The sequence below is a fragment of the Mycobacterium sp. SM1 genome, from assembly GCF_018361265.1.
GTDB lineage: Bacteria > Actinomycetota > Actinomycetes > Mycobacteriales > Mycobacteriaceae > Mycobacterium.
The window spans coordinates 1020554-1035877 of the sequence record NZ_JAFLNH010000001.1 but is presented as its reverse complement, the minus strand read 5'-3'; the positions used below and the strand labels follow the sequence as shown (position 1 = coordinate 1035877).

Here is a 15324-nt window from a genome sequence, read left to right as displayed (position 1 = left end):
CTGGTCATCGGGTGTCCACCCTAGTGCAAGCGCTGCTTCGGCTGCGGCGACAGCCGTCGACGGTGTCCGGCGTTTCGGCGGGTTGGGCAGAATGGGACCAAGGAGTCAGGAGTGTGATGCGTCCCAGTCGGTGGCGGCGATCTACCCGCGCGGTTCTCGGAGCGGCAGCGCTGGCCTGTGTCGCCACAGTGGTGGCGGCGGCAGCGGTGTTCACCGCGGGTGGTCGCGAAACCAAGACCGTGCGGATCCCGCCGCCTCCGCACCCGGTCACGGCGGCGCCGGGAGTGATTCCCGTCGCGCCCGGCGCCCCCGCGCCCAGCGAAGCCGGGTTGGCGGCGGCACTGGCAGCCCAACTGGCGGATCCGAACCTGGGCAGGCTGGGGGGCCGGGTCACCGACGCGATGACCGGCAAAACGCTCTGGCGTCAGCTTGACGACGTCCCCCTACAGCCCGCGTCGACGAATAAGCTGCTGACCGCGGCCGCGGCGCTGCTGACGCTGGATCGCGAGGCCCAGGTCACCACTCGGGTGGTCGCCGCGGATGAGCCGGGCGTGGTCGTGCTGGTGGGCGGCGGGGACCCGACGCTGTCCGCGGCACCGCCCGGCCAGGACACCTGGTATCGGGGTGCGGCGCGCATCAGTGACCTGGCCGACCAGATCCGCCGCAGCGGTGTCACGCCGACCGCGGTCCGAGTGGATACGACGGCGTTTACCGGCCCGACGACAGCGCCGGGCTGGGATCCTGCCGACATCGATGGCGGTGATGTTGCTCCGATCGAGTCGGTGATGCTTGACGCCGGCCGCATCCAACCGGCGACCGCGGAGTCCACCCGCTCACACACCCCCGCGCTGGACGCCGGTCGCGCGCTTGCCGGCGCGCTCGGGCTTGATCCGGCGGCCGTCAGCATCGCTGCTGCGCCGCCCGGTGCCCGCGAGCTCGCCGCGGTGCGGTCCGCGCCGCTCATCGAGCGGTTGGGCGAGATGATGAGCGTCTCGGATAACGTGCTGGCCGAATGCATCGCCCGTGAGGTCGCGGCGGCCATGCACCGGCCGCGCAGCTTCGCCGGCGCCGTTGATGCCGTGACCGACAGGCTCCGCGCCATACACGTCGACACCGCGGGCGCCGCCCTGGCGGATTCCAGCGGGTTGTCGGCCGATGACCGCCTGACCGCCAAGACCATCGACGACGTGGTGCAAGCGGCGGCGGGACCGGGGGCGCCGCAGCTGCGGGCGCTGCTGGATCTGCTTCCGGTCGCCGGTGGTAGCGGTACCCTGACCAACCGCTTCCACGACCCGAGCACAGACGCCGATGCCGCCGGCTGGTTACGGGCCAAGACGGGCTCGCTGACCGCGACCAATGCGCTGGCCGGCGTGGTGACCGACAGCAGTGGGCGGGTGCTGACATTCGCGCTCATCTCCAATGACGCCGGGCCCACCGGCCGTATCGCGCTCGATGCCCTGGCCGCCCGGTTGCGAACATGTGGGTGCCTAACGTGACGGCATCTTCCGAGCTGGCCATCGGGCGCGCCGTTGATTGGCGGTTCGCGGCTACCGTCGGGGAGTGGCTGGCCCGCCCGGCTCCGCCCTCCACCGAGTACACCCGCCGCAAAGTGATCGACGACCTGGTGGCGGGCGCCAAAGCGGCGGAGTCCCTGGTGCGGGAGGTCACTGGGCTGGACACCGGTGCTGCGGTGCCTGAGGCCTGCATTGTCGACCGTCCGGAGTGGATCCGGGCGGCGGCCGAATCCATGCGGGTGATGACGGGCGGCACCGACAAACCCCGGGGGTTTTTCACCGGCCGGATCACCGGCGCGCAGACCGGTGCGGTGCTGGCTTTTGTTGCCTCCGGAATCCTCGGCCAGTACGACCCGTTCGGAACCGGTGAGCAGGGTCGCCTGCTGCTGGTGTACCCAAATGTCATTGCCGTCGAGCGCGAGCTGCGGGTCGATCCCGCTGATTTCCGGTTGTGGGTGTGCCTGCATGAGGTGACCCATCGCGTGCAGTTCACCGCTAACCCGTGGCTGGCCGGCTATATGTCGCAGGCGCTGGGCGTGTTGACGCAGGAGAGTGGTGAGGACGTCAGGCAGGTGGTGGCCCGGATCGCCGATTTCGTCCGCAGCCGCGCCGAGGCACCGGCCGCTCCGACGGCGCCTAACGCCGGCGCCGCGGGAATCCTCGGGGTATTGCGTGCTGTGCAGTCCGAGCCTCAGCGCCAAGCCCTGGATCGGCTTTTGGTGCTCGGCACGCTGCTTGAGGGGCATGCCGACTATGTGATGGATGCCGTCGGGCCGCGGGTGGTGCCGTCGGTGGCGACCATCCGGCGCCGGTTTGATGAGCGCCGTCACCGCAGGCAACCCCCATTGCAGCGGCTGCTGCGCGGCCTGTTGGGCATCGACGCCAAGATCAACCAGTACACGCGTGGCAAGGCATTCGTCGGCCACGTGGTGGGCCGGGTCGGCATGCAGCGTTTCAACACCATCTGGTCGAGTCCCGCCACGCTGCCGCTGCCCGCCGAGATCGAAGACCCGCAACGATGGATCGATCGGGTGCTCTAGCTCAGCTCCATTCGGCCGTCGCGGCGTTCGCAAAAACGTATGTGGCCACCGCGGGCCGGTGGTGTGTGGCGTTATCCGGTGGCCCGGATTCGCTGGCGCTCACCGCGGTCGCCGCTGCGATGCGGCCCACCACCGCGCTCATCGTGGATCACGGCCTGCAAACCGGCTCAACCGCGGTTGCCGCGACCGCTCGTGAGCAAGCCCTCGCGTTGGGATGCGTTGCTGCCCAGGTGCTTTGCGTACAAGTTGGCGAGCGCGGAGGGCCGGAGGCGGCGGCGCGCATCGCGCGCTATGCGGCGCTGGATGCCGCCCGCGGCAGTGATCCGGTGCTTTTGGCGCACACGCTGGATGACCAAGCGGAAACGGTGCTGCTGGGGCTGGGCCGAGGTTCGGGTGCTCGCTCGATCGCGGGGATGCGCCCCTACGATCCGCCGTGGTGCCGCCCGTTGCTGGGGGTGCGCCGCAGCGTGACCCACGCGGCGTGCGCCCAGCTAGGGGTGGCGGCCTGGCAGGACCCGCACAACACCGATCGCCGCTTCACCCGCGTTCGGCTACGCCGGGAGGTGCTGCCGCTGCTGGAGGAGGTGCTGGGGGGCGGCGTCGCTGAGGCACTGGCGCGGACCGCTACCGCGCTGCGCGAAGACATCGAGCTGATCGACACGCTCGCCGCGCAGGCGCTGGCCACGGCGTCGACCGACGAGGGCCTAGATGCTCGCGCGTTGCGGGCGTTACCCGATCCGGTTCGCCGCCAGGTCATTCGTGCCTGGTTGCTGGCCGGCGGCGCGACCGGGCTGACCGACAAGCAGATCCGTCGGGTGAACACACTGGTCACCGCCTGGCGCGGTCAGGGCGGGGTGGCGGTGGGGTCCGCGCTGCGCGGCGAGCGCTTGATCGCGGGCCGCCGCGACGGCGTGCTCACGCTGCGTCGTCAGCCGATCTGACGAGTCGGGGCCCGGCGTTGGTCGCCGGCCGCCAACGTGGCACGCTGTGGACGTGACAGCCCAGTCGGCCGAGCTGTACCCCGGGGATATCAAATCGGTGCTGCTGACCGAGGAGCAGATTCGCACGCGTGTCGCCGAGCTCGGCGCCCAGATCGGTAACGACTACCGTGGCCTGGTGGCCGCCGGCCAGGATCTGCTGCTGATCACCGTGCTCAAAGGCGCGGTAATGTTCGTCACCGACTTGGCGCGTGCGATCCCGCTGCCCACCCAGTTCGAGTTCATGGCCGTCGCATCCTACGGAAAATCCACGTCGTCGTCGGGCGTGGTGCGCATCCTCAAGGACCTCGACCGCGATATCAACGACCGCGACGTGCTGATCGTCGAGGACGTCGTCGACTCCGGGCTGACGTTGTCCTGGCTGCTGCGCAACCTGGCCACCCGGCGTCCGCGTTCGCTTCGGGTGTGCGCACTACTGCGAAAGCCCGACGCGCTGCGCGCCCACGTGGACATCGCCTACGTGGGGTTCGACATCCCCAATGAGTTCGTCGTGGGTTACGGGCTGGACTACGACGAGCGCTACCGTGACCTGTCATACATCGGAACCCTGGACCCGCGGGTCTATCAGGCTTAGGCGAGGCTTAGGCGCTACCTCAGCTCCCAGACCACCGTCACGGGGAAGCTCATCGTCTGCCGGCTGGGTTCCAGCGGGACATTCACGGCCACCGGTATCCGGGGCATCGGAGTCGATGCGGGCGACACGGCAGCCTCCGAGATCGAGATCACCTTGGCCAGCGTGAGCCCTGACAGCTGGGCGTACTGCTCAGCGCGGTTCTTGGCATCGTTGAACGCCCGGGCACGCGCGTCCTTCACCAGCTTCGAGTCGTCCTCGATGTAGTAACGCATTGAGTTGATCCGGGTGGCAGCGCCTCCGGTGCTGACGATGCTGCCGTTGCAAGTGAGTGACGCCGCGTCGGTGGGTGGATCTTGACCCGGATGGAGTTAGTCGCGCGGAACCCCTCACGCAGCACCGCCTCGCGTATCAGCTCTGCTCGCGTTCCATCTTGAGCTCGTCGGTGTGTTCGCTGATCGCCTTCGCCACCGCCTCGCCGGCCCGGCCGAGCAATTGCTCGCGCATACCTTGGGCCCAGTCATGTGATGCCCGCGGTGCTTCTAGTTGTCCTTTGAAATGTGGAATTACCTTGCGGGCGAACAACTCATAGCAGTGGTAGGTCGCCCCCGGGGAGGCCCAGTCGTGGCCCAGCAACAAGAACGTGCCGAAGCCACCCGATCGATCCAGCAGATCCTGGATGTAGGCGATCGCGTCATCAGGTGTGCCAATGCAGCAATTGCCTTTCGCCGCATACTCTTCGACGAACTCTCGGGGTGACTGCGCACCGTCGACCAGGTTGGCCAGCGGAACGAACCCGGCCGCGCCGAAGTACTTGGCGAAATCCCGCAGCCCGTATGTGCAGTCATCGATCGCACGCTCCCGGCTGTCGGCCAGGTGCATGATGCCCAGCACCCGCCAGTTGGCGCGATCCGGTTCTTCGCGGCCGACTTTGGCCGCTTGTTCGCGGACCACCTCCCAAGCGTTTTCTACCGCCGCGTATCCACCGGGCACCGACATCGACAGTGATAACAGCGATGTGCCCAGCGCCCCGGCCAGTCGCGGGCCGGACGGTGAAATCATCGCGGCCGTCGCGATTTCCGGGTAGGGCCAGCTGTAGGGACGAATGTGTAACTGGGCGTCGCGCAGGGTGAACCAGTCGGAGTGCCGGTTGACCCGCTCACCGGGTGCGGCCCGGAAGAGCGCGAGGATCGCCTCAAGGGACTCCTGCATCATGCGCCGCTGCTCGACGGGGTCGATACCCATCATGTAGGCGTCTGAGGGCAGTGCACCGGGCCCGGCGCCGAACATCACCCGGCCCCGGGTCAGGTGATCCAGCAGCACCCAGCGGTCGGCGACCATCAGCGGGTGGTGATAAGGCAGTGACACCACCCCGGTGCCCAGCCGGATGTGCTTGGTGCGCTCCGCGGCCGCGGCGATGAACACCTCCGGGCAGGCGATCAGCTCGTAGCCGCCGGAGTGGTGCTCGCCGAACCACGCTTCGTCGAACCCCAGGCGGTCCAGTGCGCTTACCCGGTCCAGGTCGTATTCGAGCGCCACCGTGGGTGACTGCCCGATCGGGTGAAACGGCGTGATAAAGACGCCGAAACGCAGTGGCGCGCTCATCGGTGCTGGACGCTCCTCGCAAGGACCTAACATTTTTCGCGCAAGCGGTTCATCGCAACTCTAGTTCGGCGAGGTGGGTGGCCCGAGCGGCGCAAGCCCGGTGACGCCGGGGCGGCCTTCTGGTGTGTTGCGATGCCAAAGCAGGTTGCGGTGAACCCGGTCCAGGTGGGGTGGACACGGTGATGTCCTGGCCACGCCGCTGCTCCGTCTCACCGGGCACCTCCTGGAACCACCGTTCGTTGGTGTAAGCAGCATGGTGGCGTCTGCTGCGCCCGGCTCCGCCGGGCTGGCGATCGCCATCGGGTTGCATGGTGGCGACCCGCTGCGCCCGGCTCCGCCGGGCTGGCGATCGCCATCGGGTTGCATGGTGGCGACCGCTGCGCCCGGCTCCGCCGGGCTGGCGATCGCCATCGGGTTGCATGGTGGCGACCCGCTGCGCCCGGCTCCGCCGGGCTGGCGATCGCCATCGGGTTGCATGGTGGCGACCCGCTGCGCCCGGCTCCGCCGGGCTGGCGATCGCCACGAGCGGTAGCCTGAACTATCCCAGCTGCATGTATCGCGGAAGGACATGGCCGGCTACGGCCGATGATTGATGAACCGGAAAAACGTAATCCGCACACTCACGGCGATCGCCGTCGTGTTGCTGCTCGGCTGGTCGTTCTTCTATTTCGGCGACGACACCCGCGGTTACAAGCCCGTCGACACCTCGGTGGCGGTGGCCCAGATCAATGCCGACAACGTCAAGAGCGCCCAGATCGATGATCGCGAGCAACAAGTCCGGTTGACGCTCAAACAGGGCAACCCTGACACCGACGGCTCCGACAAGATCATCACGAAGTACCCCAATGGGTACGCCGTCCCGCTGTTCAACGCCCTCACCAGTAAGAAAGCCCAGGTCAGCACCATCGTCAACCAGGGCAACATCCTGGGATCGCTGTTGATCTATCTGCTGCCGCTGCTGCTGCTGGTCGGGCTGTTCTTCGGGTTTTCCCGCATGCAGGGCGGTGCCCGAATGGGCTTCGGCTTCGGCAAGTCACGCGCCAAGCTGCTCACCAAAGACATGCCCAAGACCACCTTCGCTGACGTCGCAGGCGTCGATGAGGCGGTCGAGGAGCTCTACGAGATCAAAGACTTCCTGTCCAACCCGGGTCGTTATCAGGCGCTCGGCGCCAAGATCCCCAAGGGTGTGCTGCTCTACGGTCCACCCGGCACCGGCAAGACGCTGCTGGCCCGCGCCGTCGCCGGAGAGGCCGGGGTGCCGTTTTTCACCATCTCCGGCTCCGACTTCGTCGAGATGTTCGTCGGCGTCGGCGCCTCCCGGGTGCGTGACCTATTCGAGCAGGCCAAGCAGAACAGCCCGTGCATCATCTTCGTCGACGAGATCGACGCCGTCGGCCGTCAGCGCGGCGCGGGCCTCGGCGGCGGCCACGACGAGCGTGAGCAGACGCTGAACCAGCTGCTGGTCGAGATGGACGGGTTTGACCCGCGGGCCGGCGTCATCCTGATCGCGGCCACTAACCGGCCCGACATTCTGGATCCGGCGCTGTTGCGCCCGGGGCGATTCGACCGCCAGATTCCGGTGTCCAACCCCGATCTCAACGGGCGCAAGGCGATCCTGCGGGTCCATGCCAAGGGCAAGCCGCTGGCGCCCGACGCCGACCTCGACGGGCTGGCAAAACGCACCGTCGGGATGTCCGGAGCCGACCTGGCCAACGTCATCAACGAGGCGGCGCTGTTGACCGCCCGCGAAAACGGCACCGTGATCACCGCGGCCGCCCTCGAGGAGGCGGTGGACCGGGTGATCGGCGGGCCGCGGCGCAAGGGCCGGGTCATCAGCGAGCTGGAGAAGAAGATCACCGCCTACCACGAGGGCGGTCACGCGCTTGCGGCGTGGGCGATGCCCGATATCGAGCCGATCTACAAAGTGACCATCCTGGCTCGCGGCCGCACCGGCGGGCACGCGGTCTCGGTGCCCGAGGATGACAAGGGATTGATGACCCGCTCGGAGATGATCTCGCGGCTGGTGTTCGCGATGGGCGGGCGCGCGGCTGAGGAGCTGGTGTTCCGCGAGCCGACTACCGGCGCGGTGTCCGACATCGAGCAGGCCACCAAAATTGCCCGTGCCATGGTCACCGAGTACGGGATGAGCTCTAAGCTCGGCGCCGTGAAATACGGCACCGAGCACGGCGACCCCTTCCTCGGCCGTGCGATCGGTACCCAGCCGGATTACTCGCATGAGGTTGCCCGCGACATCGACGACGAGGTGCGCAAGCTCATCGAGGCCGCGCACACGGAGGCGTGGGAGGTCCTCACCGAATACCGCGACGTGCTCGACACCCTGGCCGGTGAGCTGCTGGAGAAGGAAACGCTGCACCGCGCCGAGTTGGAAGTGATCTTCGCCAGGGTCGAAAAGCGGCCCCGGCTCACCATGTTCGACGACTTCGGTGGCCGCGTCCCCTCGGACAAGCCGCCGATCAAGACACCCGGCGAGTTAGCCATCGAGCGCGGTGAGCCGTGGCCGCAGCCGGCGCCCGAACCCGCGCTCAAGGCGGCGATCGCCCGGGCGGCTAGTGAAGCCGGCCAGCAGCCGGAGGGAGATCGAATCCCTCAGGGCGCCAACGGCTCTCACCACTTCCCAGGCAGCCAGGGCTCCGCCGAGGGTGACGGTGCGCCGTTGCGGCGTCCCACCCAGCCCGATTACGGTGCTCCGGCCGGTTGGCGCGCCCCGGGATGGCCACCGCAACAGCCACCAAACTACTGGTACCCCCCGCCCCCCTCGCCAGCGCAGTCGCCGTACTGGCCGCAGCACCCAGTACCGAACTATCCGGCTCAGCCCTACCCACCGTATCCCCCGCCGGCCCAGTCACCGCCTCAGGACAGCTCGTCCCAGCAGAAGCCCTCTGGCCAGCGGAGCCAGGACGCGGGCCAGCCCAACCCGCCGGCCCACCGTTGACGAACGGAGATCCGATGGCCCAGTCGAATGCACGCCCGGTAGAACTGCGCACGCCGGTGTTCGACCAGGCGCGTGCCGAGGCGGCGGTTCGGGAGTTGCTGTTGGCGATTGGCGAGAACCCGGATCGGCATGGTTTGGAGGACACCCCGGCGCGGGTCGCGCGAACCTTTCGTGAGATGTTCGCCGGGCTCTACACCGATCCAGACACCGTGCTGGAGACGACATTCGATGAGCAGCACGATGAGTTGGTGCTGGTCAAGGCGATCCCGCTGTATTCCACCTGCGAGCATCATCTGGTGGCATTTCACGGCCTGGCGCATGTGGGCTACATTCCGGGGCACGACGGCCGGGTGACGGGTCTATCTAAGATCGCGCGACTGGTCGACCTCTACGCAAAGCGGCCGCAGGTGCAGGAAAGACTTACCGTGCAGATCGCCGACGCGCTGACCCGCAAACTCGATCCGCGGGGAGTGATCGTCGTGATCGAGGCCGAGCACCTCTGCATGTCGATGCGCGGTGTCCGCAAGCCGGGGGCGATCACCACGACGTCGGCGGTGCGCGGTTTGTTCAAGACCAACCCCTCATCCCGGGCCGAAGCACTCGATCTGATCTTGCGCAAGTGAGGCAAGTGAGCCCGACACGCGTTATCGGGGTGGTGAACGTCACCGATGACTCGTTCTCGGATGGTGGGCGCTACCTAGACGCTGACCGCGCTGTCGACCATGGCCTGGCGTTGGCCGCGGAGGGTGCGGCGGTTATTGACGTGGGCGGTGCGTCGACCCGCCCCGGGGCCACCCGGATCGACCCCCAGGTGGAAGCGGCCCGTGTGGTTCCCGTCATTAAACGCCTTGCAGCACAGGGCATTATCGTCAGCATTGACACCATGCACGCCGGTGTCGCAGGTGCGGCGTTAGACAACGGTGCGCAGATCGTCAACGACGTGTCCGGCGGTCGGGCTGATCCCGCGATGGCCGCTTTGCTGGCCGAGACGGGCGCGACGTGGGTGCTGATGCACTGGCGGCCGCTGTCCGCCGATCACCCGCACCGGGTGCCGCAGTATCGGGATGTGGTGGCCGAGGTGCGCGCCGAGCTGCTCGCCAGCGTCGATCACGCGATCGCCGCCGGTGTCGACCCGGCCAAGCTGGTGATCGATCCCGGTCTCGGGTTTGCGAAAACGGGAGAACATAACTGGGCGTTGCTAAACGCGTTGCCTGAGTTTGTCGCCACCGGGGTGCCGGTGCTCATCGGGGCGTCGCGTAAACGGTTCCTCGGGACATTGCTCGCCGGTCCGGACGGGACGGCGCGGCCCGCCGACGGCCGGGAAACAGCTACCGCGGTGATCACCGCGCTGGCCGCCCTGCATGGGGCTTGGGGCGTGCGGGTGCATGACGTACGGGCCTCGATGGACGCGCTCAAAGTGGTCGCGGCCTGGACACAGGCGGGGACACGGTGATGGTTGACCGAATCGAGTTGCGCGGCTTGACTGTTCGGGGGCATCACGGGGTTTGCCCGCACGAACGGGCTGGCGGGCAGGATTTCGTGGTCGACATCACCGTGTGGATCGACCTGGCTCACGCCGCCGCAAGCGACAACCTTTGCGATACCTATGACTACGGTGTGCTGGCCCAGCGCGCGGCCGATATCGTCGCCGGGCCGGCCCGCAACCTGATTGAAACCGTCGCTGGCGACATCGCCGACGACGTGATGCGCGATGAGCGGGTGCGCGCCGTCGAGGTGGTGGTACACAAACCACAGGCGCCGATCCCCCAGATGTTCACCGATGTGGCGGTGGCGGCCCGGCGCTCCCGGTGCGCTGACCGCGGTTGGGCAATACCGCGCGGAGAGACACCATGACGTGCGACGCCGACACCGGAGTGGCCGGGATCGCGGGGATCGCCGCACCCACGGGAGCGTGGCGCCCATGACCCGGGTGGTGTTGTCGATCGGCTCTAACCTAGGTGACCGGCTGGCTCGGCTGCAGTCGGTCGTCGGGGGCCTTGGCGGGGCGGTGCGGGCAGTCTCGCCGGTATACGAGACGGACCCGTGGGGCGGCATAGACCAGGGGCCTTTCCTTAACGCTGCGCTGATCGCCGACGATCCCGCGCTTGACGCGCGTGGCTGGCTGCACCGGGCTCAGCAGTTGGAGCGGGCGGCGGATCGGGTGCGCGGCCAGCGCTGGGGCCCACGAACCCTCGACGTAGACCTGGTTGCCTGCTACGACGGCGATACCGAATTGATCTCCCGCGAAAACGGGCTGATGCTGCCACACCCGCTGGCCCATCTGCGGGCCTTCGTGCTGGTTCCGTGGCTGGCCATCGACCCGGGCGCCGCGTTGACGGTGGGCGGACGAAAGAGGTCCGCCAGCGATTTGCTGGCTGAGCTCGAGCCGGTCGATCGCGCCGGTGTGCGGCCGACCGGGCTGATGCTGAGCTTTCACCGCGAGGCCGACGCGGAAACGGCTCGGTAGCGGAAATCTGATGGGACCGACTCGCAAGCGTGACCTGACAGTCGGCGTGATCGGCGCCGCTGTGGTCGGTTATCTGCTGGTGGTGCTGCTGTACCGGTGGTTTCCTCCCATCACGGTGTGGACCGGCCTGTCGCTGCTGGTGGTCGCTGTCGTCGAGGCCGCCTGGGGTCGCTATGTGCGGGCCAAAATCAACAACGGCGAGATCGGCGACGGACCGGGTTGGTTGCATCCGCTTGCGGTGGCCCGCAGTGTGATGATCGCCAAGGCGTCGGCGTGGGTGGGGGCGCTGGCGCTGGGGTGGTGGGTTGGAGTGTTGGCGTATTTGTTGCCCCGACGGTCATCGATCCGGGTCGCCGGTGAGGACACCGCCGGTACGGTGGTTGCGGTCATCAGCGCCTTGGCTCTGGTGGTTGCGGCGCTGTGGCTACAGCATTGCTGCAAGTCACCGCCCGACTCCGCCGAGGGGGATCGGAGCGCGGAGGGTGCCGAAACCTAGCCGGTCGCGGCGCCGACGGGAGCGGTGAAGCGGGGCCGCACAATTAGCCGACTCGACGCCGTGAAGGTCGCCGAGCGGTAGCTGTGGTGCTGCGGCGATGGACCGGGTGAGAATCGCCGGAGACGGCGACATGCGGACTGACCTCGGCCCGGTACAGTCGGGCCATGACCGTTCTGTCCCGCCGCGCCCGGGTCCGGAGCAGCGGCCGCAGGCCGGGTTGGCTGCTGTTGACCGCGTTGCTGGTGCTTGCCATCGGCGCCAGTTCCGCGCTGGTGTTCACCAGTCGGGTGGAGCTGTTAAGGCTCGCGGTGATCCTGGCCCTGTGGGCCGCTATCGTCGCGGCGTTCGTATCGGTGATCTATCGTCGGCAAAGCGATGTGGATCAGGCTCGGGTGCGTGATCTGAAGCTGGTTTATGACTTGCAGCTGGATCGGGAGATATCGGCGCGGCGCGAGTACGAACTGACCGTGGAGTCCCAGCTGCGCCGCGAGCTGGCCGCCGAATTGCGGGCCCAGGCGGCAGACGAGGTGGCGGCGCTGCGGGCCGAGTTGGCTGCGCTGCGAGCCAATCTGGAGATCGTCTTCGGCACCGAGCTGACGCACCGCCCGGCCTTGGAGACCGACCGCGCACCCGGGCACGACCACCGTGACTGGGCGCGTACCAGCCATGCCACGCCCGATGACCGTTTTAGCAATCGGGTGACATCGGTGCGTTCGGACGAGTTCTCCGGCCGCGCTGATGAAGGCTCGATCATCGATGTTCCCGAGGAGCCGCTGCCTCCCCGGCCGGCGGCGGACACCGCCGCTGGTGAGGCCGCTGAGGATGCCGCGTTCTACCACCGATCCCAGTGGCGCGGGCCGGGGGACAGCGGTTGGGGTACGGAGCCCCGACAGCAGGAGAACACTGGCCAGCGCGCGGAGCAGCGTGGGTCAGAAGACCGCGGTTGGTCGGAGCAAACGCGATACGGCACCCAGCCGCAGCGGTGGGCCCCGCCTCAGCACGAGGCGCCACCGGCACAATCCGAGCCAGCGCACGCTTCGCCATCGGCGTCACCCGAGCCGCAGTGGCCGCGATGGGACACGAGCCCTGCCGAGGCCCCACAACTCACCAATTGGCAGTCGGGCAGGGCGGATGGGCGGTGGCCGGAGCCCGAGACACCGGGCGGCACTTGGGTGCCCCCACCCTCCGACGGCGTGGTTGACGCGGCCCGCGCCACGGCCGCCGGCGCATCCCCGGCGGCCGCTACCCCGCCAGAGCAGCGCAGCGGTCGCCACGCCGGCTCGGACGAGCCCAGGATTGCTCAGCCCAGCGACGACGAGCCCGGTTGGCACTACAACGCGACCGGCCGTCGCGCTCAGGGGCGTCATTCGACGGACTACTCCGGCCGGGCCGCCGACGACCCGCCGTTATCGTCGTCACGATCAGACCCAGGGATGTCGTGGTCATCGCGTGGGCAGCACACACCCCCGGCAACCGATGCGGCGCAGCCGTCAGCGACCCCGCATCGGCACCACGGCAGGGGATCATCGCGGGCTGGCGATGCCGCGCAAAGCGCTGGGCAGTCGGTTGCGGACTTGCTTGCGCGGCTCCAAACCGAGCCGACCGGAGGTGGCCGGCGGCGCCGTCGCGAGGAGTAACGCGCGCCCCGCTTGGCGGGGCGCATCGTCGCCGGGGCCGGGCTATCTGACCCCGCTCCTCCTCGCCCCGCTTGGCGGGGCGCATCGTCGCCGGGGCCGGGCTATCTGACCCCGCTCCTCCTCGCCCCGCTTGGCGGGGCGCATCGTCGCCGGGGTAGAGTCTTGGGGACCGTCCGGTACCTGCGACGCGGGACTGGAACGACCATGGAGACTTGCGAGGCCGTCTGCGATGGTGCAGTTCAACGGTTTGCGTCCGGCCCGGTTGAAGGTGGGGATCATCTCGACCGGCCGGGTCGGCACCGCCTTAGGGGTCGCTCTGGAGCGCGCCGACCATGTGGTGGTGGCGTGCAGTGCCATCTCCCCGGCGTCGCGGCAACGGGCGCAGCGCTGGCTGCCGGATACCCCCGTAGTGCCGGTTCCCGACGTTGCCGCCGGCGCCGAGTTGTTACTGCTGGCCGTTACCGATACCGAACTTGCGGGCCTGGTGTCGGGTTTGGCCGCCACATCGGCGGTTCGGGGCGGGACGATCGTGGTGCACACGTCGGGCGTGATGGGCATCGATGTGCTGGAGCCGCTGGCCCGGCAGGAGTGCATCCCGCTGGCCATTCATCCGGCGATGACGTTCACCGGATCCGACGACGACATCGCGCGCCTTCCGGGCACCTGCTTCGGGATCACTGCCGCCGATGATGTCGGCGACGCGATCGCGCAGGCGTTGGTGCTGGAGATGGGTGGCGAGCCGTTCCGGGTCGATGAAGAGGACCGCACCCTCTACCACGCCGCTTTAGCCCACGCCGGCAACCATCTCGTCACGGTGCTCGCGGACGCACTGGAGGCCTTGCGCGCCGCCTGCCGGGCCGAGCGGGGGGAAGACCAGCCGAGCGGTCTTGCCGCACGTATCCTCGCACCGCTGGCGCGCGCGGCGCTGGAGAACACGTTGCAGCGAGGACAAGCCGCGCTCACCGGCCCGGTCGCACGCGGCGACGCGGCCGCGGTTGCTGGGCATCTAGCGGCGCTAGCGAGGCTCGATCCGCGGCTCGCGCAGGCGTACCGGGCAAACGCACTGCGCACCGCGCAGCGGGCGCACGCTCCCGACGACGTTTTCGAGGTACTGGCCAGGTGATTGTCAACCACATCCCGGCGTTCGCCGCAGGCGAGCTCAACGTGTACTCGACCCCGCGTGATGTCGCCGCCGTCAGCCGTGGCCTGCGGCACACCGGGCGGCGGGTGATGCTGGTGCCCACCATGGGCGCGCTGCATGACGGGCACCTCGCCCTGATCCGCGCCGCCAAGCGGGTGCCGAGTTCGGTGGTCGTGGTCTCGATCTTCGTCAATCCGCTGCAATTCGGCGCCGGTGAAGATCTCGATACCTATCCGCGCACTTTCGATGACGACGTGGCGCAACTGCGCCGGGAAGGGGTGGAGATCGCGTTCACCCCGACGGTATCGGCGATGTATCCCGACGGACCGCGGACCGCGGTGCATCCGGGCCCGCTGGGCGCCGAACTGGAGGGAGCCTCCCGGCCCGCGCATTTCGCGGGCGTGCTGACCGTCGTGCTGAAGCTGTTGCAGATCGTGCGGCCCGAGCGGGTGTTCTTCGGCGAGAAGGACTATCAGCAACTGGTGCTGGTGCGCCAGATGGTCGCCGATTTCAACCTCGACGTGCAGGTCGTCGGGGTGCCGATCGTCCGCGAGGCCGACGGGCTGGCGATGTCGTCGCGAAACCGCTACCTCGACCCGGAGCAGCGCGAAGCCGCCAGCGCGCTTGCGGCTTCGCTGCTGGCCGCACGGCGCGCAGCCCCTGGCGGGGTGGAAGCGGCGCTGGACGCTGCGCGGGCCGTGCTCAACGCGGTGCCTGCGATAGACGTCGACTATCTGGAGGTGCGCGATGCCGCGCTCGGCCCCGCTCCCCGCCAGGGCGTTGGCCGGCTGCTGGTAGCCGCCAGGGTTGGTAGCACCCGGCTGTTGGACAATGTCGCCATTGAAATCGGGGCGATAGAGACTCATGCCGGCACCGACGCGCTTGCACCCACCGCGTGGTAG

Annotated in this window: 16 protein-coding genes; 14 read left to right on the top strand and 2 right to left on the bottom strand. The window is 68.5% G+C overall.

Annotation, left to right across the window (positions count from 1 at the left end; genetic code table 11):
* Positions 1–116: 116 nt before the first annotated feature.
* Genes dacB through hpt form a run of 4 tightly spaced genes read left to right on the top strand, consistent with a single transcriptional unit; the run spans position 117 to position 4126 of the window.
* Positions 117–1496, top strand: coding sequence for a D-alanyl-D-alanine carboxypeptidase/D-alanyl-D-alanine-endopeptidase (gene dacB / locus MSM1_RS04835; protein ID WP_213441433.1), 1380 nt, complete (start codon positions 117–119; stop codon positions 1494–1496).
* A complete protein-coding gene (locus MSM1_RS04830) occupies positions 1478–2554 on the top strand; it encodes a zinc-dependent metalloprotease (protein ID WP_236054749.1) in 1077 nt (358 codons plus the stop codon). The genes dacB and MSM1_RS04830 overlap by 19 nt, the downstream gene beginning before the upstream one ends.
* On the top strand, positions 2533–3495 hold the full coding sequence (tilS, locus tag MSM1_RS04825; protein ID WP_213440441.1) for a tRNA lysidine(34) synthetase TilS: 963 nt from the start codon (positions 2533–2535) through the stop codon (positions 3493–3495). Before MSM1_RS04830 ends, tilS begins: the two co-directional genes overlap by 22 nt.
* A gap of 46 nt (positions 3496–3541) precedes the next feature.
* A complete protein-coding gene (gene hpt, locus MSM1_RS04820; protein WP_213440440.1) occupies positions 3542–4126 on the top strand; it encodes a hypoxanthine phosphoribosyltransferase in 585 nt (194 codons plus the stop codon).
* 14 nt (positions 4127–4140) lie between these two features.
* Here the strand turns inward: hpt and MSM1_RS21530 are convergent, their stop codons facing one another.
* The gene (locus tag MSM1_RS21530) at positions 4141–4398 is read right to left on the bottom strand and encodes an SIMPL domain-containing protein (protein WP_236054748.1); all 258 of its coding nucleotides are present in this window, start codon (positions 4396–4398) and stop codon (positions 4141–4143) included.
* A gap of 136 nt (positions 4399–4534) precedes the next feature.
* Positions 4535–5728: an LLM class flavin-dependent oxidoreductase gene (locus MSM1_RS04810; RefSeq protein WP_213440439.1), complete on the bottom strand. Its 1194-nt coding sequence runs from the start codon at positions 5726–5728 to the stop codon at positions 4535–4537.
* 253 nt (positions 5729–5981) lie between these two features.
* Here MSM1_RS04810 and MSM1_RS04805 point away from each other — a divergent pair, with 253 nt between their 5' ends.
* From MSM1_RS04805 to panC, 10 genes are all read left to right on the top strand, one after another.
* Positions 5982–6260 (top strand): hypothetical protein, encoded by a 279-nt coding sequence (locus MSM1_RS04805; protein WP_213440438.1) that lies wholly within the window; start codon positions 5982–5984, stop codon positions 6258–6260.
* Positions 6261–6320: 60 nt separating this feature from the next.
* Positions 6321–8681 carry an ATP-dependent zinc metalloprotease FtsH gene (ftsH, locus tag MSM1_RS04800; protein WP_213440437.1) on the top strand — a complete coding sequence of 787 codons (2361 nt, stop codon included), beginning with the start codon at positions 6321–6323 and terminating at the stop codon, positions 8679–8681.
* A 14-nt stretch (positions 8682–8695) separates the two neighbouring features.
* Positions 8696–9304, top strand: coding sequence for a GTP cyclohydrolase I FolE (folE, locus tag MSM1_RS04795; RefSeq protein ID WP_213440436.1), 609 nt, complete (start codon positions 8696–8698; stop codon positions 9302–9304).
* A gap of 5 nt (positions 9305–9309) precedes the next feature.
* Positions 9310–10134 carry a dihydropteroate synthase gene (gene folP / locus MSM1_RS04790; RefSeq protein WP_213440435.1) on the top strand — a complete coding sequence of 275 codons (825 nt, stop codon included), beginning with the start codon at positions 9310–9312 and terminating at the stop codon, positions 10132–10134.
* Positions 10134–10535: a dihydroneopterin aldolase gene (folB, locus tag MSM1_RS04785; RefSeq protein ID WP_213440434.1), complete on the top strand. Its 402-nt coding sequence runs from the start codon at positions 10134–10136 to the stop codon at positions 10533–10535. The genes folP and folB overlap by 1 nt, the downstream gene beginning before the upstream one ends.
* A 67-nt stretch (positions 10536–10602) precedes the next feature.
* Positions 10603–11148, top strand: coding sequence for a 2-amino-4-hydroxy-6-hydroxymethyldihydropteridine diphosphokinase (gene folK / locus MSM1_RS04780; protein ID WP_213440433.1), 546 nt, complete (start codon positions 10603–10605; stop codon positions 11146–11148).
* 10 nt (positions 11149–11158) lie between these two features.
* Positions 11159–11644, top strand: a complete 486-nt coding sequence (locus MSM1_RS04775; protein WP_213440432.1) for a DUF3180 domain-containing protein — start codon at positions 11159–11161, stop codon at positions 11642–11644.
* Between the two features lie 164 nt (positions 11645–11808).
* Positions 11809–13281, top strand: coding sequence for a DUF6779 domain-containing protein (locus MSM1_RS04770; protein ID WP_213440431.1), 1473 nt, complete (start codon positions 11809–11811; stop codon positions 13279–13281).
* Positions 13282–13510: 229 nt separating this feature from the next.
* A complete protein-coding gene (locus tag MSM1_RS04765) occupies positions 13511–14404 on the top strand; it encodes a Rossmann-like and DUF2520 domain-containing protein (RefSeq protein WP_213440430.1) in 894 nt (297 codons plus the stop codon).
* A gap of 11 nt (positions 14405–14415) precedes the next feature.
* A complete protein-coding gene (gene panC, locus MSM1_RS04760; protein WP_213441431.1) occupies positions 14416–15324 on the top strand; it encodes a pantoate--beta-alanine ligase in 909 nt (302 codons plus the stop codon).